The 25561-nt window shown below is 33.6% G+C and carries 23 protein-coding genes; 12 read left to right on the plus strand and 11 right to left on the minus strand.

The features are described 5' to 3' along the window. Positions 1-19 precede the first annotated feature (19 nt). The 3 genes from htpG to IPJ23_13855 all read right to left on the minus strand — a co-directional run bounded on the left by htpG (position 20) and on the right by IPJ23_13855 (position 3525). The gene (htpG, locus tag IPJ23_13845; protein MBK7631757.1) at positions 20-1927 is read right to left on the minus strand and encodes a molecular chaperone HtpG; all 1908 of its coding nucleotides are present in this window, start codon (positions 1925-1927) and stop codon (positions 20-22) included. Between the two features lie 90 nt (positions 1928-2017). Continuing rightward, positions 2018-2956: a J domain-containing protein gene (locus IPJ23_13850; GenBank protein MBK7631758.1), complete on the minus strand. Its 939-nt coding sequence runs from the start codon at positions 2954-2956 to the stop codon at positions 2018-2020. A gap of 104 nt (positions 2957-3060) precedes the next feature. Further along, complete coding sequence (locus IPJ23_13855) at positions 3061-3525, minus strand: Hsp20/alpha crystallin family protein (GenBank protein ID MBK7631759.1); 465 nt, start codon at positions 3523-3525, stop codon at positions 3061-3063. A gap of 313 nt (positions 3526-3838) precedes the next feature. On the opposite strand from IPJ23_13855, the gene mnmE reads away from it, so the two are divergent. From mnmE to IPJ23_13885, 6 genes are all read left to right on the plus strand, one after another. After that, positions 3839-5191, plus strand: a complete 1353-nt coding sequence (mnmE, locus tag IPJ23_13860; GenBank protein ID MBK7631760.1) for a tRNA uridine-5-carboxymethylaminomethyl(34) synthesis GTPase MnmE — start codon at positions 3839-3841, stop codon at positions 5189-5191. Between the two features lie 83 nt (positions 5192-5274). Beyond that, on the plus strand, positions 5275-7152 hold the full coding sequence (mnmG, locus tag IPJ23_13865) for a tRNA uridine-5-carboxymethylaminomethyl(34) synthesis enzyme MnmG (GenBank protein ID MBK7631761.1): 1878 nt from the start codon (positions 5275-5277) through the stop codon (positions 7150-7152). A 15-nt stretch (positions 7153-7167) separates the two neighbouring features. After that, positions 7168-7854 carry a 16S rRNA (guanine(527)-N(7))-methyltransferase RsmG gene (rsmG, locus tag IPJ23_13870; protein MBK7631762.1) on the plus strand — a complete coding sequence of 229 codons (687 nt, stop codon included), beginning with the start codon at positions 7168-7170 and terminating at the stop codon, positions 7852-7854. 29 nt (positions 7855-7883) lie between these two features. Then, positions 7884-8660 (plus strand): phosphatase PAP2 family protein, encoded by a 777-nt coding sequence (locus IPJ23_13875; GenBank protein ID MBK7631763.1) that lies wholly within the window; start codon positions 7884-7886, stop codon positions 8658-8660. Between the two features lie 13 nt (positions 8661-8673). Next, complete coding sequence (gene mfd / locus IPJ23_13880) at positions 8674-12099, plus strand: transcription-repair coupling factor (protein ID MBK7631764.1); 3426 nt, start codon at positions 8674-8676, stop codon at positions 12097-12099. Continuing rightward, positions 12099-12767 carry an NAD-dependent epimerase/dehydratase family protein gene (locus IPJ23_13885; GenBank protein MBK7631765.1) on the plus strand — a complete coding sequence of 223 codons (669 nt, stop codon included), beginning with the start codon at positions 12099-12101 and terminating at the stop codon, positions 12765-12767. The genes mfd and IPJ23_13885 overlap by 1 nt, the downstream gene beginning before the upstream one ends. Before the next feature lie 7 nt (positions 12768-12774). Here IPJ23_13885 and IPJ23_13890 read toward each other — a convergent pair whose 3' ends face one another. The 5 genes from IPJ23_13890 to IPJ23_13910 all read right to left on the minus strand — a co-directional run bounded on the left by IPJ23_13890 (position 12775) and on the right by IPJ23_13910 (position 16108). Next, entirely contained in the window at positions 12775-13500 is a 726-nt protein-coding gene (locus tag IPJ23_13890; GenBank protein MBK7631766.1) for a histidine phosphatase family protein, read from the minus strand. 2 nt (positions 13501-13502) lie between these two features. Continuing rightward, on the minus strand, positions 13503-13805 hold the full coding sequence (locus IPJ23_13895) for a Dabb family protein (protein MBK7631767.1): 303 nt from the start codon (positions 13803-13805) through the stop codon (positions 13503-13505). A gap of 17 nt (positions 13806-13822) precedes the next feature. Then, positions 13823-14626: a hypothetical protein gene (locus tag IPJ23_13900; GenBank protein MBK7631768.1), complete on the minus strand. Its 804-nt coding sequence runs from the start codon at positions 14624-14626 to the stop codon at positions 13823-13825. A gap of 44 nt (positions 14627-14670) precedes the next feature. Further along, a complete protein-coding gene (locus IPJ23_13905) occupies positions 14671-15621 on the minus strand; it encodes a hypothetical protein (protein MBK7631769.1) in 951 nt (316 codons plus the stop codon). Between the two features lie 106 nt (positions 15622-15727). After that, positions 15728-16108 (minus strand): hypothetical protein, encoded by a 381-nt coding sequence (locus IPJ23_13910; protein MBK7631770.1) that lies wholly within the window; start codon positions 16106-16108, stop codon positions 15728-15730. A gap of 240 nt (positions 16109-16348) precedes the next feature. On the opposite strand from IPJ23_13910, the gene IPJ23_13915 reads away from it, so the two are divergent. From IPJ23_13915 to IPJ23_13925, 3 genes are all read left to right on the plus strand, one after another. Beyond that, a complete protein-coding gene (locus IPJ23_13915; GenBank protein MBK7631771.1) occupies positions 16349-16582 on the plus strand; it encodes a hypothetical protein in 234 nt (77 codons plus the stop codon). A 72-nt stretch (positions 16583-16654) separates the two neighbouring features. Further along, the gene (locus IPJ23_13920) at positions 16655-19624 is read left to right on the plus strand and encodes a DUF2723 domain-containing protein (protein ID MBK7631772.1); all 2970 of its coding nucleotides are present in this window, start codon (positions 16655-16657) and stop codon (positions 19622-19624) included. 109 nt (positions 19625-19733) lie between these two features. Next, positions 19734-20777, plus strand: coding sequence for a glycosyltransferase family 9 protein (locus tag IPJ23_13925; protein ID MBK7631773.1), 1044 nt, complete (start codon positions 19734-19736; stop codon positions 20775-20777). Between the two features lie 115 nt (positions 20778-20892). On the opposite strand, the gene IPJ23_13930 is transcribed toward IPJ23_13925, so the two are convergent. From IPJ23_13930 to IPJ23_13940, 3 genes are all read right to left on the minus strand, one after another. Continuing rightward, entirely contained in the window at positions 20893-21417 is a 525-nt protein-coding gene (locus IPJ23_13930; protein ID MBK7631774.1) for an LOG family protein, read from the minus strand. 81 nt (positions 21418-21498) lie between these two features. Further along, the gene (locus IPJ23_13935) at positions 21499-22134 is read right to left on the minus strand and encodes a YceI family protein (protein ID MBK7631775.1); all 636 of its coding nucleotides are present in this window, start codon (positions 22132-22134) and stop codon (positions 21499-21501) included. Next, positions 22131-22409 carry a hypothetical protein gene (locus IPJ23_13940; GenBank protein ID MBK7631776.1) on the minus strand — a complete coding sequence of 93 codons (279 nt, stop codon included), beginning with the start codon at positions 22407-22409 and terminating at the stop codon, positions 22131-22133. Before IPJ23_13940 ends, IPJ23_13935 begins: the two co-directional genes overlap by 4 nt. A gap of 190 nt (positions 22410-22599) precedes the next feature. Between IPJ23_13940 and lhgO the strand changes: the two genes are divergently transcribed. Genes lhgO through IPJ23_13955 form a run of 3 tightly spaced genes read left to right on the plus strand, consistent with a single transcriptional unit; the run spans position 22600 to position 25501 of the window. Further along, complete coding sequence (gene lhgO / locus IPJ23_13945; GenBank protein MBK7631777.1) at positions 22600-23814, plus strand: L-2-hydroxyglutarate oxidase; 1215 nt, start codon at positions 22600-22602, stop codon at positions 23812-23814. 5 nt (positions 23815-23819) lie between these two features. Continuing rightward, positions 23820-24863, plus strand: coding sequence for a DNA methyltransferase (locus IPJ23_13950; GenBank protein MBK7631778.1), 1044 nt, complete (start codon positions 23820-23822; stop codon positions 24861-24863). Further along, complete coding sequence (locus tag IPJ23_13955) at positions 24860-25501, plus strand: hypothetical protein (GenBank protein MBK7631779.1); 642 nt, start codon at positions 24860-24862, stop codon at positions 25499-25501. Before IPJ23_13950 ends, IPJ23_13955 begins: the two co-directional genes overlap by 4 nt. Positions 25502-25561 lie beyond the last annotated feature (60 nt).

Here is a 25561-nt window from a genome sequence, read left to right on the forward strand (position 1 = left end):
CCACAAAAGTGGGCAGTTATTATTCTTTACTCTTACTATACAACTCACTCGCATCTGTCAACATCTTATTCAGTCTGTTTACAAGCTTATACGGATCTTCAAGATTTCCTTCAAGCAGCAGTGCTGATTCATAAAGCTGTTCGGTTGTATCTGCAATAAATTGATCACTTTCATTTTTCTTAAACACATTCATCAGGTTTTTTATAAGCTTATGATCCTTATTTATTTCCATCAATCTTTTCTGTGGCGGCATAGCCATTCCCTGATTGGACATTTTTAAAATTTTCTGCATCGTTGATGACATCGTATCATCGGGATTAATTAAGCAAGATGGACTACCTTTTAATCGTTTTGATTCATGAACTTCTGTTACTCTATCACCAAGAATTTCTTTCATCTTTAACATTAACTTTCCAAAAGCCTTGTCATCCTCCTTGCTGAATTTTTCTTTTGGCTCTTCGTTCTTTTCAACATCTTCAAGCTTGTCAAGTTCTTTCAAATCAACACCATCAACAGATTTGAAATCGAAATCTTTATGCTTGCGAATTGATGTAACCACAAACTCATCAACCGGATCGTAGAGATATAAAACTTCCAATCCTTTTGATTTAAAGATTTCAAGATGTGGATTTAAATCAATTGCTTCCTTACTTGTTCCAAGCGAGTAATAAATTTCTTTCTGATCTTTCTTCATTCTGCCAACATAATCTTCCAAGGAAACAAGTTCCTTCTCATCTTTGCTTACAGAAGAATTAAATCTTAAAAGCTGTTGATACTTTTCCACATTTGCATAATCCATATAGCCAAGTTTGAAAATTCTTCCGTGCTCTTTCCAGAAATCGGCATAACGTTCGGGAGAATCTTTTGCGACTTTAATTAAGTCCGAAAGAATATTATTTGCAACACTCTGTGCAATTTTTGTAAAGATAATATTTTCCTGCAGTGTTTCGCGAGAAATGTTTAGCGGTAAATCTTCTGAATCAACAACACCTTTTACAAAACTTAAATATTCAGGTAATAATTCTTTGTTTTGATGTTGAATAAGAACACGGCGAACGTATAAATCTAAACCATAATCATCTCGATTAAATCTCCAATACTCATAGCTCTTTTTAGGTATGAACAGCAACGAGTTAAACTGAATCGGGGCATCAACTGAAGTGTGAATAGTTTCAAACGGTTCTTCGTTATCGTAGGTTAAAAATTTATAAAACTCATCGTATTGTTCTTTTTTTAAATTGGATTTTGGTTCGCGCCAAATTGCTGCAATGGTGTTAATCTTTTCATTCTCTAAAAAGATCGGGAAAGATATAAAGTTGGAATGCTTTTTAATAATAGATTCCAAACGATACTTTTCTGAAAACTCTTTTGTTTCTTCTTTTAGAAAAATCTCGATCGTTGTTCCGCGTTTAACTTCTTCCGTAAGATCAGCAATTTCATATTCGCCAAGACCATCAGATTTCCATTCAACTGCAGCTTCATCTTTTTTGTAGGATCTAGTTTTAATCACAACTTCTTTTGCAACCATAAAAACAGAATAGAACCCTATCCCGAATCTTCCAATAATATTGTTTACCGCTTCCTTGCTTTCAGAAAGTTGTTTTAAAAACTCTTCTGAACCAGACTTTGCAATTGTCCCAATATTTGCAATTAATTCATCGCGCGTCATTCCAATACCAGTGTCAGTAATTGTAATGGTATTTTTCTTATCATCAAATCCGATTTTAATTTCTAATGGCAAATCCTTATCAACAATATCTGTTCCTTTGTTGGATTCAAATCGAAGTTTATCCAAGGCATCTGATGAATTTGAAATTAATTCACGTAGAAAAATATCTTTGCTTGTGTAAAGCGAGTGAACTAAAATATCAAGAAGCTTTTTTGTTTCAGCTTTAAATTCAATTTTTTGTTTATGAGTCTCGGTCATTGTTTCTCCAAATTTATTATTTAGTCCTCCCGAACTTGGTTCGGGGTCTTTTGATTTTTAACTAGATGCTGAAACAAGTTCAGCATGACTTTACCATTCTGGTCTTATTGATTTTAATTTGTTAAATAATTCTCTTTCTTCTTTGCTAAGGTTTTTGGGAATTGTAACAAGTATCCTTACAAATAAATCCCCACGAAAATTATTATTATTCATTCCAAGATTTTTTAGTCTTAAAGTTTTTCCGGATTCAGTTCCTTCCGGAATTGAAATACTAATGGTTTTTCCATCTAAAGTTTGAATGTTTTCTTTTCCACCAAGTACCGCGGTGTATAAATCAACATCAAGATTGTAGTATAAATCATTTTCTTTTATTTCATAAAATGGATGTTGGAGTATATGAAGATTTAAATATAAATCACCTTTTTCGCCGCTCGCAGTTTTAGAACGCCCCATACCTTTTAATCTAAGCTTCTGTCCATCTTTAGTTCCGGGATTTATTTTTATCTTTAACTTTTTTCCCTCAACTGAAATTTGTTTCTCACTTCCGTTAAAAACATCTTCAAGAGTAATGTTCATATTTGCTTCAACATCAATGGCAGTTTTTTGCTGCTGAGTTCTTCCGCCAGATCCTCTTCCACCGCCGCCGAAAAATGATTCAAAAAAATCAGAAAATCCACTGCCGCCCATTCCACCAAAAATATCATTTATATCGCCTGAGAATTCGTAATTTGAACCAGATTGTCTTTTCCCGCCGCCATAGTTAGTATAGAAATCACCAAAGCCCTGTCCGCCAGTGTTCTGATATTGATTCCAGTTTGAACCAAGCGCATCGTACTTTTTTCGTTTCTCTGGATCGCTTAAAACCTCGTTGGCTTCTGTAATTTCTTTAAACTTTTCTTCAGAAGATTTATTTCCAGCATTACGGTCGGGATGATGCTTCATTGCAAGTTTGCGGTAAGCTTTTTTAATTTCATCCTGAGTTGCGGATTTCTCAACACCAAGTATTTTATAATAATCTTTATATTCCATTTTTATCCTGAATAAGAAAAAATCTTATTCTAAATTTAGATAAAAGAAAAGGGTAACCAAATAGTTACCCTTTATCCTCTATCACTTAAACATCCACACTTAGCTTACTTCACTTTTATTTCAATTTCTTTTGGCTTTGCTTCTTCTGCTTTCGGGATAGTTATTGTTAACTGTCCATCAGCAAACTCTGCGTTTATTTTTTCAGCCTGAATTAATTCCGGTAAAGTGAAAGACCTAAAATATTTGCCATACGCCTTTTCAATTCGATGACATTTTTCATCTTTATTTTCAGCTTGCTGAACACGTTCACCACTAATGTTTAACTTTCCATTTGTAAAAGCAATTTTAACATCTTCTTTTTTTATTCCCGGTAAATCAACTTTCAATGTAAAATTGTCATTATTCTCATAGATGTCTGTTAGTGGTGTCCACACAGCATTTTCATATTCCTCATCAACATCTTTGCTTTTAGAAATACCAAATCTGTTTTCAAGCGAGTTAAACATTTTGTTAAACTCTCTTTCGAAATCGATTAGATCTCTAACCGGGTTGAATTTTATGAGTGTCATTGTACTATCTCCTTAATTTAGTTGTTTATTATATTTTGTTTTTTTTAATTTCACAGGCAACCGAACAACCTGCGTGCCGAAGTGGTTTCTATCCATAACCAATTATAATATAACGAGTTACGGTAATTATTCTCAATTTGTGTAAGTCGCCATAATGGCGGATATTTTGACAAATAAATTGAATGTGGCGCATAATCGTCACAAATATCTGTCATAATAACAATTCAATAAATATTGCTTTTCACTAACTCCAAATTGGTAAACCCTTTATTATTGATTATTTTTGCAATCTTAAAATTTGAGCATTTTAAAAGTGAAAGAAGATACAATCGTTGCATTAGCAACTCCAGCAGGAGTTGGTGCGATTTCCGTTATTAGAATTAGCGGCATACATGCGTTTTTTGCTGTGGATAAAATTTTTAATGGAAAAATAAAAATTAAAAATGCAGCAACGCACACTTTGCATTACGGCGATATAGTTAACAGCGAAATTGAACATGTCGATGACGTTTTAGTATCTGTTTTTAGGGCTCCAAATTCATATTCAGGCGAAGATAGTGTAGAGATTAGCACACACGGAAATCCGTTAATTACACAAAAAGTTATTGAGCTTTTAATTGCTGATCCGGATGTAAGATTAGCTGAGCCTGGCGAATTTACAAAACGAGCATTTCTAAATAACAAATTAGATTTAACAAAAGCAGAAGCGGTTGCGGATATAATTAGTTCAAGAACAGAGGCATCATTTCGTGGTGCAAGAAATCAGCTTGATGGGTTATTATCTAAAAAAGTTAATGATTTGAGATCACAATTGCTAAATTCTTCATCTTTTGTTGAGCTTGAATTAGATTTTGCTGAAGAAGATATTGAGTTTGTAAATCAGGATGAGCTACTTAAAAGAATTGATTCGATAATTATAGAAATAGACACTTTGTTAGAAAGCTATGAGTTTGGGAGAGTTATTCGTGATGGTGTAAACGTTGCTATAGTTGGCAAGCCAAACGTTGGCAAATCTTCACTTTTAAACTATATTTTGAAGGAATCACGAGCAATTGTAAGTGAGATTCCTGGAACAACTCGAGATGTAATACGTGAAGAGGTTTCAATTGAGGGAATTCTTTTTAGGTTATTTGATACTGCTGGCATTCGGGTTTCAGACGATTCAATCGAAAAAGAGGGGATTTTAAGAAGCCAGGAAACTGTTAGAAATGCAGATGTAATTATTTTTTTAGAAGATGTTCAGCAAGGAGAATCAAAAGATCTTTTTGTGGAATTGTTAAAACTTACAAGCTCAGATAAGATTATCAAGGTTCTTAATAAAGTTGATTTAGATGGAAATTCCGAAATAAGTTCTGATGTTAAAATATCCGCCAAAACTGGAGAGGGAATTGAGTCACTTTTCAAATCCTTAAAAGAAAAAACCATTGGAAATGAAAATTATACAGAGAAAACAGCAATTGTAACAAATCTAAGACATCATAATTGTTTGAAGAAATCAAGAGAGAATTTAATAAATTCTAGGGAATCAATCCTTAAAAAAATGAGCGGAGAGTTTATATCTGTGGATTTGAGAAACGCTGAGCTGAATCTTGCTGAGATAATTGGTGAAGTCACCTCTGACGATATTCTTAATAACATATTTATGAGATTTTGTATTGGAAAATAGAGATTAAGTTTCACGTGAAACGACAAAGCTTAACATTTGGCAAATAATTTTGTTTCACGTGAAAACATAAAAAAGATTGGTATATGAAGAAATTTGACATAGTTGTGGTAGGCGGTGGACATGCTGGTATAGAAGCTGCTTCGGCTGGAGCTAGAATGGGCTGCTCTGTTGGATTAGTTACAATGGATAGATTTGCCCTTGGTAGAATGTCTTGTAATCCTGCAATAGGTGGAACCGCAAAAGGGCATTTGGTTCGTGAGATTGATGCTCTTGGCGGAATAATGGGACAAATTGCCGATAACACTGGAATCCAATTCCGAATGTTAAATCGATCTAAAGGCCCAGCGGTTTGGTCGCCACGCTGTCAATCAGATCGGGTTCTTTATTCGGAAGAAGCTAATCGTATTATATCTAAAATCGAAAGTCTAGAAATTGTTGAAGGCTCGGCTATTGAGGTTTTAACTGAAGATGGAAAAGTAGTTGGTGTTAAAAATTCAGATGGGGAGGTGGTGTATTGCAAAGCTTTGGTTCTTTCATCTGGTACTTTTTTAAATGCCCTGATGCATACTGGTTTGAATAAAACCACAGGCGGAAGATTTGGTGAACAACCCGCGATTGGAATTACAGAATCATTGGCGGATTTAGGATTTGAGTATGGTAGATTAAAAACCGGAACTCCTCCGCGATTAAAAAAAGATTCAATAAATTGGAGCATTTTAGAAGAGCAGCCCGGTGATGAAAACCCGCAACCATTCTCTCATCAAACTGATTTTTCTAAATTTCCTTTTCTTCCTCAAGTAAGCTGTCATATTACTTATACTGATCCTACTGTCCATAAAATTCTTGAAAAAGGATTTGCTGCATCTCCTTTATTTACTGGTTTGATAAAAGGAGTTGGTCCAAGATATTGTCCTTCAATAGAAGATAAAATTGTTAGATTTTCTGACAAAGAAAGACACCAACTTTTCTTAGAGCCGGAAGGTTTAGATTCTAATTTAATTTATTTAAATGGGTTTTCGTCTTCTCTTGATGCGGATATTCAGTACGAAGCTTTGCATAAAATTCCCGGGTTAGAAAATGTTGAAATGGTTCGTCCTGGTTATGCTGTTGAGTATGATTTCTTTCCACCTCAGCAAGTTGATTTAACTTTAGAAACAAAATTGATTGAGGGATTATATTTTGCTGGGCAGATAAACGGCACATCCGGTTACGAAGAAGCAGCAGCTCAAGGTTTGATCGCAGGAATAAATGCAGCATTAAAAATTCAAGGCAAACCAGAATTTGTTTTGAAAAGAAGTGAAGCGTACATCGGGGTGTTGATTGACGATTTAGTAACAAAATCGACAGACGAACCATACAGAATGTTTACTTCTCGTGCAGAACATAGATTGCTTCTTCGGCAGGATAATGCTGATAGAAGATTGATGAAATATGGTTACGATTTTGATTTGATAGACGCTGATTTATATAAATCCGTTAAATCAAGAGAAGAGACAATTATTAATGGTATTAATTATTGCCAATCTAAAAAATATCATGCAAGAGATATAAATGAATTTTTAACCTCCATCGGCTCAAATGAAATTGATTCCACAGAAACAATATCGAAACTCTGTAAACGTCCGGAAATCAACCTAAAGCAACTTTTAAATTTTAACGGATCTGCAAATGAATTTGTAGCACTTGAATTATTAAACGATGAAAAAGCACTGGAACAAGCTGAAATTGAACTGAAATATGAAGGTTACATTATGCGACAATATGAAGCGGTTGCCAAACTAGAAAAATATGAGGAAACAAAAATTCCAATAAACTTTGATTTTACTAAAATAAAACAACTATCAACAGAAGGAAGGGAAAAGTTGAGCAAAGTAAAACCACGTTCAATCGCTCAAGCTTCAAGAATCTCGGGTGTTACGCCTTCAGATATTTCGATTTTGTTGGTATATTTGAAGAACTAATTTTAAGGTTTTTGTATGTCGCCTGCCAAACAAGAAATTTATCTTAAAGAATTACAAAATTTTTGCTGGGATAATGGTTTTAATCCGGAACCAATGCGCACAGAAAGGCTTGCTTTTTTTGCAAATCTTGTTGTTGAAAAAAACAAAAAAGTAAATTTAATTTCCAGAAAAGATGTGGATAGTATAGTTGAAAATCACATTTTCATTTCTTCATACATTACAAAATTTTTACCTGAAAAATTAATGCGATTTGTTGATATAGGAACAGGCGGAGGTTTTCCCGGAATTCCACTTGCAATTATGCGCCCCGATTTGCGTGGTGTTCTTGTTGATTCTATAGGAAAAAAAATTGATGCCGTTAACGACTTTGTTGATAAGCTGAAATTAAGTAATGCGGTTGCTGAGTGCGCACGAGTTGAGAGCCCTGAGTTTATTGCAAAGTATAAAGGATCATTTGATTTAGTTGTTAGTCGTGCAGTTAAACCGATTATAATCTTAATACGTTACGCGCTTCCTTTGGTTAAAGAGAAAGGATACATCGTTGCAATAAAAGGAGGCAATTTGGATGAAGAGTTTCAAAAGGCTGAGATGAAATACAAGTCATTTATAAAAAAATCAACTGTTTACGAGCTTGCTTACAAACCGACTAATATCAGAAATAAAAAAGGAAAAAAATTAGTTGTAATTGAGTTACAAAAATAATTTGTAACAAAAACAACTTACATTTATTAATGAAATATTTTTTTCTTTTTTTATTAGCTCCTTTTTGTTTTACATCCGCACAAGTTGATAGCATTTTTGTAAAAGATGCTAAAGATTTTCTAAATGTTAGTGCAAATTTTTATACATCACCATTTAGATTTGATTCCGAAGATTGGATTGAATTTTCTGCTATGGTTGGATTAACCGGACTTGCAACTTTGACCGATAAAGACGTAAGAAATTTTTCACAAAGAAATAAAAGCGATTTTGCTAATGATGTTTTTTCCATAGATAAATATTTTTACACGGAGTTTGTGGGTGCGAGCATAATTGGCTTATATGGCTACGGATTGATTGATAATAATAATTCAGTACGAAAACTTGCAGTTAAACTAACAGAAGCAACATTTCTTGCAACTTCGTTAACGGTAATTACTAAAACAGTTGTTGGGCGCGGCAGACCGTACAAACAAGAATGCAATTATTATACCGATCCATTTTCATTTGATAACGATTATAATTCATTTCCATCCGGACACACAACTTTGGCTTTTGCATATTCTACCGTAATGGCAAATGAAATTGATAATATCTTTTGGAAAGTTGGATGGTACGCAGCAGCAGGATTAGTTGGATATTCGCGTATATATCATAATCAGCATTGGGTTTCGGACGTACTAATGGGAGCAGCTATTGGATATTTTTCGGGAGAGTTTGTAGATAATCATGAAACAAATAAAAATGAAAAAACTAAAATAAGTTTATATCCTTTTCCTGGTGGTTTAGCCCTACAGTTAAGCTTCTGATTAACTTAAAGTAATGAGCAGCAATCCATTAAATATTTTGAATAACACATCACTTTTTGATAAAATCATTTCTCTCGTCTCAGATTCAGCAAATAAAATTAATTTTGTTAGTCCACTTTACGGTGCCGCAAAAAGTTTTGCAGTAAAAGAATTATTAAAGAAACATGAACAAATAGTTTTACTATTTACTGATAGTAAAACTGTTCACGAAACAAAAGTAGAATTAAATATTCTTGGTCTTGCTGATGATTTAATTGTTATTGATGATTTCAATCTTGAATCAATTCAAGAAAAATTAACAGCGATTTCAAAAAGCAAAAGATTTATATTAATTACTACATACGAAGTTCTAAATCTAAAACTTCCCGATAAAGAAAAGATAAATCACCTTACAACAAAAGTTTCCGTTGGTGGAGATTTGAAGTACGATGATTTAGTTGAGTATCTAAATTTACTTGTTTACACAAAAGACAAATTTGTTGAAGCACCAGGATACTACTCTCAGCGCGGAGCAATTGTAGATTTTTGGTCTTACTCAGAAAAAAGTCCTGTAAGACTAGAGTTTGATGGTGATTTCATAGAGTCTATTCGATACTTTGATGGTGAAAGCCAACGCTCCTTTGAGAAGGTTGAAGAAGTAACTTTAGCCGGTGCATTTCAAAATCAAGACGAGGACTTTACTTCTGATATTTTTGATTATTTAACAAATCCAATCTTTATAGCATCGTCTTACGATTTGGATAATATCAAATCCACAGAAAAAGAAATTTTTCCCGCAATAGAAGAGGAAGTTAAATCAAAGAAAAAAGTGAAGGCTCTTGATGAAGATGAATTTCCGGAACCGAATCATTCCGAAATTGTTCCGGAATCTGAAAGCCTGAAACAATTTCAGGCAGATATACAAGAAGAAACAACTTCGTTTGATTATAAAAGTAAAGGTGCTAGCTGGATAATTGAAGACGAGCTTTCCTCAACCAAAAGAATAGAGCTTGGGTTTTCTCCCTCTCCATCAATCAATTCAAACTATCAAATCTTATTTTCAGTTTTAAAAGATTATGCGGAAAAAAGTTTTAGCATTACCATTACATCGGAAAATGAATTACAAACAAAACGCTTAAAAGAATTACTAGCAGAAATAAATCCCGAACTTGAAGAATTAATTGACTCTGGTAAAATAAAGATTGAAACCTTTGCGATTAAAGATGGATATATAAATCGAAATGAAAAAATTCTTTTACTAACTGATTATCAAATCTTTAATAAGCCATACCGCACAAAAATTTCCTCATTAAAAAAGTTTAAAAAATCTAAAGCTAAAAGTTTTGCGTCGATAAAGCGTAACGATTATGTAGTGCACGAAGATTATGGAATTGGGCAGTACGCCGGACTTGAGACAATAAAAATTGGCGATGCAAATCAGGAATCGATGAAGATTCTTTATGCAGATGGCGGCGTTGTTTATGTTAATTTAAACTATCTCGCTTTAGTTAAAAGATATTCTTCCAAAGAAACTGCAGCAGATGGATTAAAACCAACGCTTGCAACTCTTGGCAGCGGCGAATGGCTAAACACAAAGGCCAAAGCGAAGAAAAAAATTAAAGAAGCTGCTCGTGAGCTTATTGAGCTTTATGCAAAAAGAAAATCGACCGATGGTTATAAGTTTTCTCCGGATACGGTTTGGCAACGAGAGCTTGAAGCCTCTTTCTTTTATGAAGATACCCCAGACCAGGCAAAAGCCAGCGACGATGTTAAAAATGATATGGAAGCTCAAAATCCGATGGACCGTTTGGTTTGCGGAGATGTGGGGTTTGGCAAAACAGAAGTTGCAGTACGCGCTGCATTTAAAGCCGTACAAGATGGTAAGCAAGTTGGTGTACTCGTCCCAACTACAATTTTAGCTGAACAGCATTACAATACTTTTAAAGATAGATTAACGCAATTTCCTGTTCGAGTTGCTGCACTGTCAAGATTTCAGACGAAGAAAGAACAAAAAGAAATTTTAAAACTTCTAGAAGAAGGTCAGCTTGATGTTTTAATTGGTACCCACAGGTTGATTTCCAAAGATGTAAAGTTTAAAGATCTTGGTCTACTCATCATTGATGAAGAGCATCGCTTTGGAGTTGCAGCAAAAGAAAAGCTGCGCCAGGTAAAAGTTAATGTTGATACGTTAACGCTTACGGCCACTCCAATTCCAAGAACACTAAATTTATCTTTACTAGGCGCACGTGATCTTTCAATAATTGCAACACCGCCGCCAAACAGACAGCCAATTAACACAAACGTTTCTACTTTTGATGCGTTAAAGATCCGTGAATGGATTATGAATGAGCTAAAGCGAAACGGACAAGTTTATTTTGTTCATGATCGTGTTCAATCCATCGACAAGCTTTCTGATTACATCAAGCGATATGTTCCCGAAGCAAAAATCGGAGTTGCGCATGGACAGATGAAACCACCACAGCTCGAAGAAGTTATTCATGGTTTTCTCAATCGTAAGTTTGATGTTCTGTTATCAACAAAAATTATTGAATCTGGAATTGACATTCCAAATGTTAACACAATAATTATTAATCGTGCAGATAGATTTGGGCTTGCAGAGCTTCATCAATTACGCGGACGTGTTGGTAGAAGTGACAGACAAGCTTATGCACATTTTATAGTTCCTTCATTAAGTGGAATTACAAAAAAAGCTTTGCGCCGTTTGCAGGCAATTGAAGAGTTTACAGAAATTGGTTCGGGATTTAATGTTTCTATGCGAGATTTAGAAATTCGTGGTGCGGGAAATTTACTTGGCACAGAGCAAACAGGCTTTATTAACGACGTTGGTTTTGACCTTTATATTAAATTGATAAATGAAGCTGTTGATGAACTTAAGTACCAGGATTTTAAAGAAGTATTTAAATCTTTACCAAAGATTGAAGAAAGAACAGATCCAACCATAGATACCTTTTTTGATATTGGTATTCCCGTTACTTATATGCCCGAACAAATGGATCGCTTAAATTTTTACACTGCACTTTATTCAGTTAAAAGCTTGTCTGAAATTGAAGAACTTAAAGAAGAAATGTTAGACCGATTTGGAGTACTGCCGGAAATTGTAAAAAGATTAGTTTTAACAGCAACTTTAAAGTTTTATTCTTCGTTTGCGTTGTTTGAAAGAATTGCCATACAAAGAAAAAATATTTTTATAATTCTTCCGCGTGGCGAAAAAGAAGATTACTACAAAGTACGTTTTGTTGAGTTGATGAGATTTATAATGGATGAATACAAAGACAAAATAAAATTCAATCAGCAAAAAGAAGTAATGAAACTTGTAATTGAAAACCGATTTGAAAAGGCTGAAGATATTCTTTCTTATCTTATAACATTTTGCGGAAGAGTAGCAAAACTGTTTGGGAATGAAATAAAAATAAAATCAGATGTTGAGGAGGTAACGTAGTGAAAATAAAAGCAATAATTACTGGGGTAACAGGAATGGTTGGAGAAGGCGTTTTACACGAATGTCTTCTCCATCCAGAAGTAGAAAATGTTTTAGTAATAAATCGCAAACCTTGCGGAGTAAAACACGAAAAGTTAAAAGAAATTATTCAAAAAGATTTTTTTGATTTAACTCAAATTGAAAATCAACTTACTGGATACAACGGTTGTTACTTTTGTGCAGGAGTTTCTTCTGTCGGGAAAAAAGAAGATGAATACAAGCATATCACTTATGATTTGACATTGAACTTTGCAAAGACTTTATTAAAGTTAAATTCTGATATGACTTTTTGTTATGTGTCAGGTGTTGGAACAGACAGCACAGAAAAGGGAAAAAGTATGTGGGCTCGTGTAAAAGGTAAAACAGAGAATGATCTATTAAAACTTCCATTTAAAGCAGCATTTATGTTCAGACCAGGATATATTCACCCAACGAAAGGATTAAAGAATACATATAAAGTGTATAAAATATTTGCACCTCTTTACCCTGTTTGGAAAATTCTGTTTCCTAAATATATAATCACACTAAAGGAAATAGGTTTGGCAATGATTAATGTTACGCAGTTTGGTTCTGATAACAAGGTGCTTGAATGTAAAGATATTGTACGACTATCATTAGATAAATATTAAATCTTTTTCATTTTATTGTTGGAACTACTAATTCTTTTGTTTCATTTTCTCCACCAGTAAAAGTTCTCATATTTTCCGGAAGATGTCCATAATCACCAACTGTATCAAGCTTCATCGTACCATTCGGAGTTATACGAATAATAGTTAAACTGCAGTTTGTGATACTCATTTGCAGCCATGACATTGTATCAACTTTAAGAACCTTTGTTACAAAGTATCGGATAACATTTCCATGGCAGACGATAATATCGTTTCTATCATTTTTATCCGGAGATGGTATAAAATATTCTTGAAATGCTTTTTCTATATTATCAACACATTCTAAAGATTCTAGAGAATCGGTTTTAGCCATTACATCTTTTCGCCAAGTTGGCGGAGTGCATTCACTTATTAATTTATTTTGTTTCAATTTAAGTTCGGGAAATTCCTGGTTGATTATTATAGCAGTTTGTCTTGCACGTGTCATCGTACTGCTGGTGAGTGAAGAAAACTTAACCGGCATTGCCTTTAGTCTTGCTGCAAGCAATCTTGTTTGTGCAATCCCGAGAGGTAATAATTCCTTGCCGATAAATTCATCTCTTTCATCAGCTTCATCATATTGACCATGGCGGATTAGATATATTGTTCTTGTTCCTTTTTTATCTGCATCATTGTTTTGGCCGTAGATATTTCCGACAAAAGAAATTATTAACAGAAGAATTATCAATAATGATTTATTTTTATAGCTTTTCATGTTTATATCTCATAATCCACAACTCTTCTCTCATAGCGAACTTCGTCGAGCCATTTTTTTATTTCCTCGTGATCCGGGTGAATTTGATACTGGTGTAATGCTTCTTTGTTTTCAAACTCCGAATACAGTACAACATCACAGGAATCTTTTTCACTACTGAAGTCGAATCCAACTTCTACTTTCAGTAAACCATCAGCTTTGCCTTGCATTGCAAGAAGTTTTTCCCTTAAGATTTGTGCATTAGTTTGTTTATCCTTTCCATAAGCACTTTCATTCAAGCGCCAGAAGACAATGTGTTTTATCAAGATATTTTTACTCCTACTTAAAAATCTGAATTAAATGCTTTGCCAACTTCCTCAAATTCCTTAACCATTCCCTCTTTAATAGTATCAAACCCAGAATAGTATATATTATTCTGTTCTAAAAAATATGCGACTATTTTTTCCTGTTTTAAATCTATAATTGTTTTAGGCACAAGTATCGCACAAGCTCTCTTTTTGCTTGTGTTTAAAAATGATGGTGTAAAACCATCAAAAGCACCAAGAGTAACCCCGAGCCCAGAATTAACTATAACAAAATCCGCATCTTTGTACTTGTGCTTGAACTCTTTACAAAATTCTGAAAGTTGTTTTGGTTGGCGAAGCTCTATACTTTTTTTAGGATTAGTGGGTAGTTCTTTTATGATAATTTCAAAATCAAATAATTCTAAATCTTTATATGTAATTGCTTCTGTTTTTATAAATCTATCGTCCCCAGATCTAAATCCTTTAATGAATGCTTTATTAAATTCATCGGCAAAAAATATCTCTGGGCTTTTATAATTGTGCAGATTTGTTTTTTCTAAATCAAACCAATCGATCATGTCTTCATAGATTTTATAGTCTTTCGGTTTTGTTTTGTCAAGCTTTATTCCTCGATCCCAGTATGAAATATGAGAAGTATCTATTTCCTGTAAATAAACTTCACAACTATCAGAAAATATTTTATCTTCTCTGTAAAATTTAATTATATCCCTCTTGCCTAAATTATAGGGCTTTGGTTCAAGAAACGGGATTGAAATGATTCCTGTTTGTCCACATCCCCAAAAGAGAACAAACAATAATAAAAAGGTTAATAACTTTTTCAATTCTCCTCCAACAATATTTTTTATAAAAGTTGAGCGAATGGGTTTTATAAAATTCCAATCGTAAACACAAACGCTTTATCGTTAAAATCATTAAAAGTCATTATGTATTCGCCTTTAATAAATAACTGAAAGCTATAGGTATGTAAAAGTCGTACGCCAGCCTCAAATCCAAGTTCAATTCCATCTTCATCTTTATTATTTGGATTCGGATCAAAATAATAACGGTTTTCATCCGAATGATTATAAACCCAATGAAACCCTAATGATCCACCGAGATACGGACAAAAATCTGTTTTGGTGAACAAATAATTTCCGTAAAGATTTATTGCAAACCCTTTTCTTGCCCCGAGCATAAAGCCGACTGCGACATCCTGAAGTTCATAATCAAAGTAAGCGTTTAAAGTAAAAGATTTTTTATCTGTATCGTATCCATGTATAGGAAACAGATATCCAAATCCAACACCAAAATTGTAACGAGCTTTTTGGCGTAATGATTCTATCGATTCCTGATGAACAATATTTCCGACCTCCTGATTTGAATTAAACGGGGTTTCCCTTGCAACGCTAATTGCAACTCGCTTCATAACGGCATCAAGATCTTCAATATTTGTAGCTGTGGTTCGCTCAGATAAAATGTTTTTTCCGGTTGATGTTTCAACTAATTGATATTGTACAATTAGTTTTTCTCCAAGTGGATTAAGGTTACAAATTAAAATCTCATCAGCGTTTAGCTGCTCTCCAAGCAACTTTGCGCAATCTTCATCCTCACAATCATCGTTACCAAGTGCGGCAAGGGTTTTCTTTTCTGAAACAACCGTTAAATTATCTTCATTACTCAATTCCATTCTTAGAATTGATTCAGCAGTTTTGACTGAGTTATATTCAATTCCACTTGAAATGAGTGGAAGCAAAACAATTTTTTTTGACGCTGTTTCTTGTGCGTTTGTAGATGCAAAAATTGAGAGAACGAGCAGGAAAGAAATTAGAGTTTTCATCGGGCACCCTTTGATGATATTTTATATGGCGAAAGCTAATTGGGGAAATGTAAAATCACAACCAGATAATTTTTGGAGATTTGCGAATGCGCATTTATTGCCAAAGCTAAAGCATCTCGGTTTCTTCAAGAAGCCATTCCAGTGCTTTTACTTTATCACTAAAAATTAAAACATTGTGTCCCGCGTTTCTAAGAACAGTTTCTACAAAATTGTGTGATTTATCTTTTGGGCTGGTAAGCATTGCAATTCTATTTGAGTGATCGGGTTGTATGCGGTTGATATCTTGATTGGCAAAAATGTAGTTTGAGTTTACGGATTCTTTATTAACTGAATTTCTTAAATCATACAAAAAAAGATTTATATTCTTTTTTTTGCTTACATGTATCGCTTCTTTCCCAACTTGCTCTGCCAGTTCCTTGGTCATATCGGAGTTAACAATAACTACAATATATTTACCAGATTCAGAGACCTTTATTTCATAATCCATTTCAGCCTCTTTTTTTACTCTAACTAGTAAAGATTTAATACAAAAGTTAATTTAACTTAAATCATATTTTTTAAAAGATCAACATTTGTATTTAATTTTTATTACGCTGAATAATTGTTTTAGAAAACAATCTCCTGTTTTTACAACGAAAAACCGATAATATCAATTTTTTTGCCACTTAAAGTTTCTTTATTTTTTGCACGATTAAATTTTGCTTATCCAATAATAAAGGGATTCTCATTGGCATTCAGAGATCAGCAAAAATATTTAGATTTTCTAAAAAGATTTGAAAATAAGATGGATCGCGCTGAGCTTGAGGATTACAAAAAACTCGTGAAGCGCCAAAAAGATGATGAGGATTTTGACACTGTTTCGATGAAGCGATTAAAAGATTTATATGACAAATTTTACGTTCCTGTAGATAAATCTAAATATGACCACTTATTCAAAAAAAACAACGAATCTGAAAGTTGAACGTCTAAAAAACATTCGATTATTAAATTTTTTAATTAAAAACCACAGTGCTTATCTAAATTAGAGGTAGTAATGAATTTCAATCTGCTTAATAAAATTTTTGCAGGAATTGTTTTTATAATTTCTTTTATCGTACTTTTTATGACAGTGCAGCCGTCTGTTTCCTTTTGGGATTGCGGCGAGTTTATTGCAGCATCTGTTTCTTTACAAGTACCGCACCCACCGGGAACTCCGTTTTTCTTACTGCTTGGTAATATTTTTTCAAAGCTTCCTATCGGAGATAACCTCGGCTATCGCGTTAATATGATTTCTGTTATCTCATCCGCGTTGTCTATTCTCTTTCTTTATTTGATTGCTGTAAAACTTATAGAAAACTATAAAGGCAAAAAAGCAGATAATATGTTTGATGCAATAACAACGTATGTTTCTGCAGCAATTGGCGCACTTGCTTTTTCTTTTAGCGATACTTTCTGGTTTAACGGTGTTGAGGCTGAAGTTTATGCATTTAGTACGTTTTTGTTTGCAGCAGTCACATACTTAATTATTCGTTGGAATGAACGAGCAGATAACAAAGACAGTGAAAAATATATTTTGATGATCGCTTATCTAATAGGTCTTGCTACCGGCGTACATTTGATGAGCGTACTTGCGATAGTACCCGTTGTAATGATAATTATGTTTAAAAAATATGTTAATGATGAAGAATCATTAAAGAAGACCGGCTACATATTCTTGGGCCACGCCGCGGTTATTCTTCTGCTTGCTGTTTTTTGGTGGAGTTCTCAAAAGACACAATCTGCGCCAACAGCTGAAGAGTACAAAGACTTTGATACAAAGTTTAAGCTTTTTGTTGTTGGCATTAGTGCACTTATTATGGGTGTTTACTATAAAAAAATCTTTACAAGAAATTCATTCTACATGCCTCTTATAATAGGCGGAATAGCATTGTTTGCAACTTATCCTGGCGTAGTAAAATTTCTTACCGAAGCTATGACTGCAATTGGCGGTGATAATATTGCGACAGAATTGAGTATTCTTGTCCTTCTATTTGCCGGACTTGGTTACGGTGTTCACTATTCAAAAAAAGAATCTAAGCCAACACTGCACTTATTATTTATGTCTTTCATTTTTATACTTGTTGGATTTATGACCTTTGCGATGGTTATCATTCGTTCAAATCAAAATCCACCAATGAATGAAAATGCTCCGGATAAATTTACTGAACTTGTAAAATACCTTAATCGCGAACAGTATGGGGATTTTCCAACATTTAAAAGAAGATTCGCAACTGAACCACATCAACAAATTGTTTACACCGGTTATTCGTCTGATCTTGATTTCTTTTATACTTACCAAATGAACCATATGATGACAAGATATTTGTTATGGAATTTTGCAGGTCGTGAAGGATGGGAACAAGATCAGGGTGCAAACATTGCTCCATTTAATGGCATTGGAAACATTTTTGGAAAACTTATTGGCGTTAACTTTGCCGGCGAAACAAAAGATTCATTATTTGGTATTCCTTTCTTGCTTGGTTTGCTTGGAATTTATTTTCAATTCCGCAAGGATTGGAAAATGGCAGCCGTATTTATGATAATGTTTATTTTTATGGGACACTTAACTGCGTTCTATCAAAATCAACAGCAGCCGCAGCCAAGGGAAAGAGATTACTTTTATGTGGGCGCATTCTTTGTCTACGCAATTTGGATTGCAATCGGTTTAAGAGGCTTGATTGATTTAATACAAGAAAAAGTAAAGAGTAGTTCTGCCAGAAATGCCGCTGCATATGGTGTTTTGGCTCTGGGAATTTTGTTCGTTCCCGTTAGAATGCTACAGGCAAATTATTTTACACATGATAGATCTAACAACTGGGTTCCTTGGGATTATTCTTATAATCTATTACAAAGCTGCGCACCAAATTCTGTGTTATTCACTAATGGTGACAACGACACATTCCCACTTTGGTATTTGCAGGATGTTGAGGGTGTAAGGCGCGATATTAGAATTGCTAACCTAAGTTTGTTAAATACTGATTGGTATATATCGCAGCTTAAAAATAACGATCCTTATAAAGTTGGCACTGTAAAAATGCGCTTAAGCGATCTACAAATAAAAGAGTTACGGCCCATACAATGGTCTGCAAAAAACATTACTGTTCCACTTCCAAGCCCAAATAGTCGGGTTACGTATTCTGATATTATGCAGCAGTTTGGTTTGCGTGATACCTCGGTATTAAAACAAGGGGCGATTACTTGGACAATGAACCCAACACTTAATTATGGAAAGGTACAGGCTGTTCGTGTGCAGGATTTAATGGTTAAAGAAATTGTTGAATCAAATAATTGGGAAAGACCAATTTATTTTGCGGTTACTTGTTCTGAAGACAGCAAAATTGGGTTGAGTGATTATTTGAGAATGGAAGGAATGGCTTTCCGTTTGGTTCCTGAAAAACGCAAAGCAAACGATGAGTTTATAGAACCAAATATTATAAAAGCAAATCTTACGGAAGCAGTTGGTTACAGTAAAGATTATCAACCAGGATTTAAATTCCGCGGATTAAATAATCCAAATATTTTCTTTGATGATAACCACAAGCGAATGGTACAAAATTATAGAAACGCGTTTTTAAGATTAACGCTTTATTACATTGGCAACGGGCAAAATGATCTTGCAATAAATACACTAGATGCAATGGATGAAAAACTTCCGATTAAACTTTTACCCATGGATTACGGTTTGCTCTATGAAATAAGCAATCTTTATTTGCGTGCCGGTGAAAAAGATAAGTTTAATAAGTATGCTTTGGATGTTGAAAAGCTTGCTCTTGAAAAATTAGAAAAAGATCCATCAGATGTTCAATCGTATTATAACCCTTACAGAATATTAATTGATCTTTATGAATCGCAAGAAAGAAATGATAAGTTGCTTGAGATTTGGCAAAAACTTGAAACAATTTATCCACAAGACCCAAACATTAAGGCAAACATTCAAAAGTACATGGCACTTGTTCAAGGGGTAGATACAAGTAAAGCAAAATAAATTTTTCTAATGTCATTCCCGTGAAAGCAGGAATCTATATTAAAATAAACAATAGATTCCCCTTTTTCGGGAATGACTTTTTTAAAGACCGACTTAATATTATTTTTTTATGAAAATATTAGTACTTGCACTTTCCGGCATTGGCGATGCTTTGATGTTTACTCCTGCTTTAAAACTACTGCGGCAATCAAATCCAACCGCACAAATAGATGCTCTTGTGATGTATAAAGGAATCAAAGAAATTTATGAAAGTAATCCAAATTTTAACAATGTAATTCATTTTGATTTTCTAAAAGAAGGCACAATAAATTCTTTAAAATTTATTTTGGGATTAAAAAACAAATACGATGCATCAATAAATGTTTATCCGTCTAACAGAAAAGAATATAATATTATAAGTTTTCTAATTGGTGCAAAGCAGCGCGCCGCTGTGGATTATTTAAGAATGAATAATCAAAATCTAAGCTGGTTAAACAATGTTAAGCTTTTAGAGAATGATGAAACACACAACGCACAAACAAACATTAAGCTTGTGGAAAAACTGTTGAACAAAAAGTTTGGCGAAGAACCATCAATGCAGATTTTGATTTCTGCAGATAATGAATCTTATGCGGCAAATTTTCTTAGAGAAAATAATATTTTAGAGAATGATTTTGTGGTTGGATTTCATCCCGGTTGTGCAACTTTAAAAAATCATATAAAGCGTAGATGGGAACCTGAAAAATTTGCTGAGCTTGGTATTAAACTCATCAAAGAAAAAAACGCAAAAGTGCTTTTATTCGGCGGACCTGAAGAAGAAGAATTAAAATCATCAATAAATAAAATGATTGATTCTAAAAATTCGTTTGTGATAAAAACAGAAAAGTTTTTGCAAAGCATTTCAATAATGAAACAATGCACTGTGTTTGTTACAAATGATTCAGCGTTAATGCACGTTGCTTCTGCATTGGGATTAAAAGTTATTGCGATAATCGGACCAACCAATACATATTACATTCACCCATGGAAAACAGAACACAAAATTGTATCGCTAAATTTAGATTGTGCACCATGTTTCTTCTACTCACCAAAACCACTCATCTGCTCACGCACAGATGTTCAATTCAAATGTGTAAAAGAATTGGATGTTGAAATGGTTTATAAAAGTATTTAGCTAATGATGCGTTTGTCATTCCCGTGAAAACGGGAATCCAGAACTCTTTAAATAAAACAGATTCCCGCTTTTGCGGGAATGAAAATTATGCTTTTGGGAATTATTAGAGAGCCGCCTACAGATTTTTATTTAATAGCTCAACAATCTCATCAACACTATCAAAACATTTTATCAAATCTGTCCTTCTTTTTTCATGCGCCATTTGTTTGTTCATTATACCAACAATTTCTCTCCACATTTGGGAATGACAAATAATAGGTTTTGGTGATTGAAGATTCTTGTTTGCAAATTCCCAAACAGCTGCAAACTCTAAGAATGTACCTGTGCCACCCTGAAGAATTACATAAGCGTCACCGAGTTCAATTAGCTTTGTTATTCTGTCAAATAATTTTTCTTCTCTAACTTCAATAGTTATATATGGATTCGGCTCGGAATTCCAAAGATCGACGGTAACGCCATAAACAAATCCCCCATTATCATACGCTCCTTTTGATGCCGCATTCATTATCCCGCCGTAACCACCGGTGCAAATATTAAATCCTTTTTTTGTTAAAGCCGACCCAAGTTGATATGCAAATTTATATTGCGCATCATCTTCTTCAGGCAACGCACTGCCAAAAATTGTAATTGTTTTATTCATAAAATAAAAATTGTGATGTGCTAAAATAAAAAAACCCGACTCATTTCTGAATCGGGTTTGTAACTAATCCATCTATTTCACTTACTTAGCATTCGATCCGGTTATATTTACACCTATTTCAATATTCTCAGAAACTTTTTGTCCAACTACTTTATTGTTTACTCCAAAATCGGAAAGTTTAACATCAAACTTTGCCTGAACGCCTAATAAATCGCCAGGTGCTCTTTGTTTTGTAGTTTCACTTTCATCAAGATATGTTAATGTTGCCTTGGCTTTTATTTCTTTTGTTACACCATGCATTGTAAAACTACCTGTTATGTTTGCAGAAAGCTTATTGTCTGAAAGAGATTTTACATCGCTAACTTTCTTAATTTCAAAAGAAATTTCAGGATAGGTTTCCGCATTTAACCATCCTGCGCTGCGCATATGTTCATCACGTAAATCAATCCCTGTTTTAATTGAGGCAACAGAGACCGAAATTTTTCCTTTTAATGTTTTCAAATCGTTTACATTAAAACTAACACTGCCGGTTACGCCGTTTCCTAAACCATTAATATCTTCAAGCGGAGTTGTACTAAAAAAGGTGGTCTGGTTTCTTCCGCCTTTATCTGTAAAGTTAAAGGTTTGTTCACCACTAGCTTTAACTTTAAAACCTTGTGCAAAAATTGATGCAGTAAAGATCATCATTACCGCAAAGATTGAGAGAGTTTTTTTCATTTGATTTCCTTTTGTTTGTTTCTAAATAAATAAATAAAAATTCCTGATATTAGAGTAACCACGGTGGAAAAGCCTCCGGCATAATCCAGACCCAAAACAAATTTATCAACGTATTGTTTGTTTTCTACGCCAAGCATTCTGTCCAGATCAGTTGTTTTATCAACAAGAACCTGAGTTTTTGTTAAAATTTCACTGCCTTGTGCAATCCAATACAATAACGCGGCAGCTATTAAAATAATTCCAATCGTTAAAAAATATTTTTGTTTTTTATTCATAGTAATCACGCACTAAATTTAATTGTCTAAAAATTGTTTAATTGGTTCATTCATTTAGTTAAATTTGATGCTGAAAAGAGACATACTTTGTAATTAAATTTTCTAAAACAACGATTATATGTTATAACACATAAGCTTAATTGTCAAGTTCTTTTTTGCTAAAAATCTTATAAAGTTGAATACATCACACATGAAACAAACTTACGATATTACAATAATTGGCGGTGGAATCGTTGGAACGGCAACCGCTCTTTCAATTTTAAAAGAAAAAAGCGTAAAACTACTTTTATTAGAGTCTGAATCTGTCCTTGCAGCACATCAAACAGGAAATAATAGCGGCGTTATTCACTCTGGGCTTTATTATAAACCGGGTTCACTAAAAGCCACCAACTGTACAACTGGTAGAGATATGATGTATGCTTTTTGTGAAGAACACAATTTACCACATGATAAATGTGGAAAAATAGTTGTGGCAACAAATAAAGCGGAAATTCCTGCTCTAAATATGCTGGAAGAACGCGGCAGAGCAAATGGATTAACCGGCATCAAACGAATTGCCGCAGAGGAAATCAAACTATATGAACCACATGCATCCGGTATTGATGGTTTGTTTGTTCCGCAAACCGGTATTGTTGATTATATTGCGGTTACAAATAAATATGCAGAACTAATAAAAGCAAAAGGCGGTGAAATAAAATTAAACTCAAAATTAACTGCCGTTAAAAGAGATGGAAAAGATTTAATTCTTCGTACAGAACACGAGGAATGCCTAACAAAGTTTGTCGTAAACTGCGGCGGTTTACAATCAGATAGAATTGCTAAACTCTTTGGTGTTGATCCAAAATTGCAAATCATTCCTTTCCGCGGCGAGTATTACCAAATCAAAAAAGAAAAAGAATATTTGGTTAATAATTTAATTTATCCTGTCCCCGATCCGCAATTTCCATTTCTAGGAGTTCATTTTACAAGAATGATTAATGGTGGTATTGAGGCAGGACCAAACGCTGTGCTTGCATTTAAACGTGAAGGTTATAAGAAAACAGATTTTTCATTTAAAGATTTGTTAGAGATGAAACTTTATCCGGGATTCTGGAAAATGGCTGCAAAGTATTATCAAATGGGATTCCAGGAATTTAGAAGATCATTCAGTAAAGAATTATTTGTACAATCATTGCAAAAGCTAATTCCAGAAATACAAATGAATGATATAGAAGTAGGCGGCGCGGGAGTTAGGGCGCAAGCATTAGAACGCGATGGAAAGCTTGTTGATGATTTCAGAATTGTCGAAGCAGAAAGAATGGTTCATGTTTTAAATGCACCATCACCGGCAGCAACAGCCTCTTTAAGTATTGGTAAAACTATTTCGGAAATGGTAATAAAACGATTTAACGAAGAAGTAAAATAATTTTAATGAAAAAAGATTTGCTAAACATAATTTTAACTTCTTTAGAATTATCTGATTTAAATGAAATCAAAAAAGATTTTTCTGATTTATTGTTAAATCTTAAAAAACAAAAAAGTAAAAGCGTTGATCTACGGAATGAATTCTCAACCGTTTCAAAAGAATATTTAATCGGAGAAATAAACCAAATTTTAGAAACTCAAACTATCGAACGAACAAAGTATTATGTTAAAAGATTGAAAAAGAGCTTAACAGAAATAAAACAAAGTAAGATTAATGATTTAAATCTGAATCGTTGGAAAGAATATGATGATATTATAACAGACAGCTTGTGGGTATTAAATAAACGCGATAATTCAGGTGCTCATCACGCAGGATATTGGGGAAATTTTATTCCGCAGATTCCAAATCAGCTCTTACGCAGATACACAAAAAAAGGCGAGTGGGTTTTGGATCCATTTCTTGGCAGCGGAACAACTCTAATAGAAGCCCAGCGTTTGGGTAGAAATGCGGTTGGAATTGAATTATCTAAAAGAGTCTTAGAACAAACTAAAAAGAGTATTGCAAATGAAGAAAATCCAGATATAGTGAAATTAGAATTTGTAAACGGAGACAGTGCTTCAGTTGCATTTCAAAATATTCTATCTGAACTAAAAATAAAATCTTTCCAGTTTCAAATATTCCATCCACCTTATTGGGATATAATTAAGTTTAGTGAAAATAAAAACGATTTATCAAACGCAAAATCAATTGGAGAATTTTTGAAAGGATTTGGAAACGTTTTGGATAATTGTCTTCCTTCGTTAGATAGAAAAAGATTTGCTGCCATTGTTATCAGTGATAAATACTCAAATGGCGAATGGATTCCGTTAGGGTTTTATGTGATGCAGGAAGTTTTAAAACGCGGAATGATTTTAAAATCCACAATTGTAAAAAACTTTGAAGAAACCACAGCAAAGCGAAATCAAAAAGAGTTGTGGCGGTACCGCGCATTAGCAGGCGGATTTTATGTCTTTAAGCATGAGTACATTTTTGTTTTTCAGAAGAAATGAAATACAATTTAACTCAAATAGAATCTGAACTTAAAAAACGACTTACACATCCTTACAAATGGGGACAAAAACAAAACGACAACTTCGATAAACAAACAAACTTTATTTACCATACCTTTGCTTTTGAAGAAGTTTTAAAAGAAATAGATAAAAGATTCAAATCAGAAAAAGAATTTGATCTTTACTTTAATTACTCAATAAACCGATGGTACAACTTCTGGTCAGCACACGCTGTTGAAAACATTTTCTGTTCCCTTCCAAATGTAAAACCAGCTTTTAACACAAAAGACAAACTTGTAGATTTTGCAATTGATGGGGTTTCTTTTGATCACAAAACTTCTGTCTTTCCTAAAAATTTTCCGCTGTCGATAAATGATGCAATAAAAAAAACAGATGAACTAATTAAATGGTTATACCAACATCAATCGCAGCAGCAAAGAAAACACTTGAAGAATAGATTGTTTGTTGTTTTATATTCACCAAATAATGAACACTGGAAATTAAAATCAGATATTGCGTGGCTTAAAGTAAGAATTGAAAAGTATATGTTGGGTTTTAATCCAAGCTATCTTTTAAAATTTAATTTAGGAAAAGATAAAGAAACTTTATCTGATGTAATTTGGGCAATTAAGGAATAATTATTTTTTCACGTCAATTTTGACACAAGAAATTTTTTAGATTAAGTAAATTTTATTGAT

It is taken from the genome of Ignavibacteriales bacterium, from assembly GCA_016709765.1.
In the GTDB taxonomy this organism is placed as follows: domain Bacteria; phylum Bacteroidota; class Ignavibacteria; order Ignavibacteriales; family Ignavibacteriaceae; genus IGN3.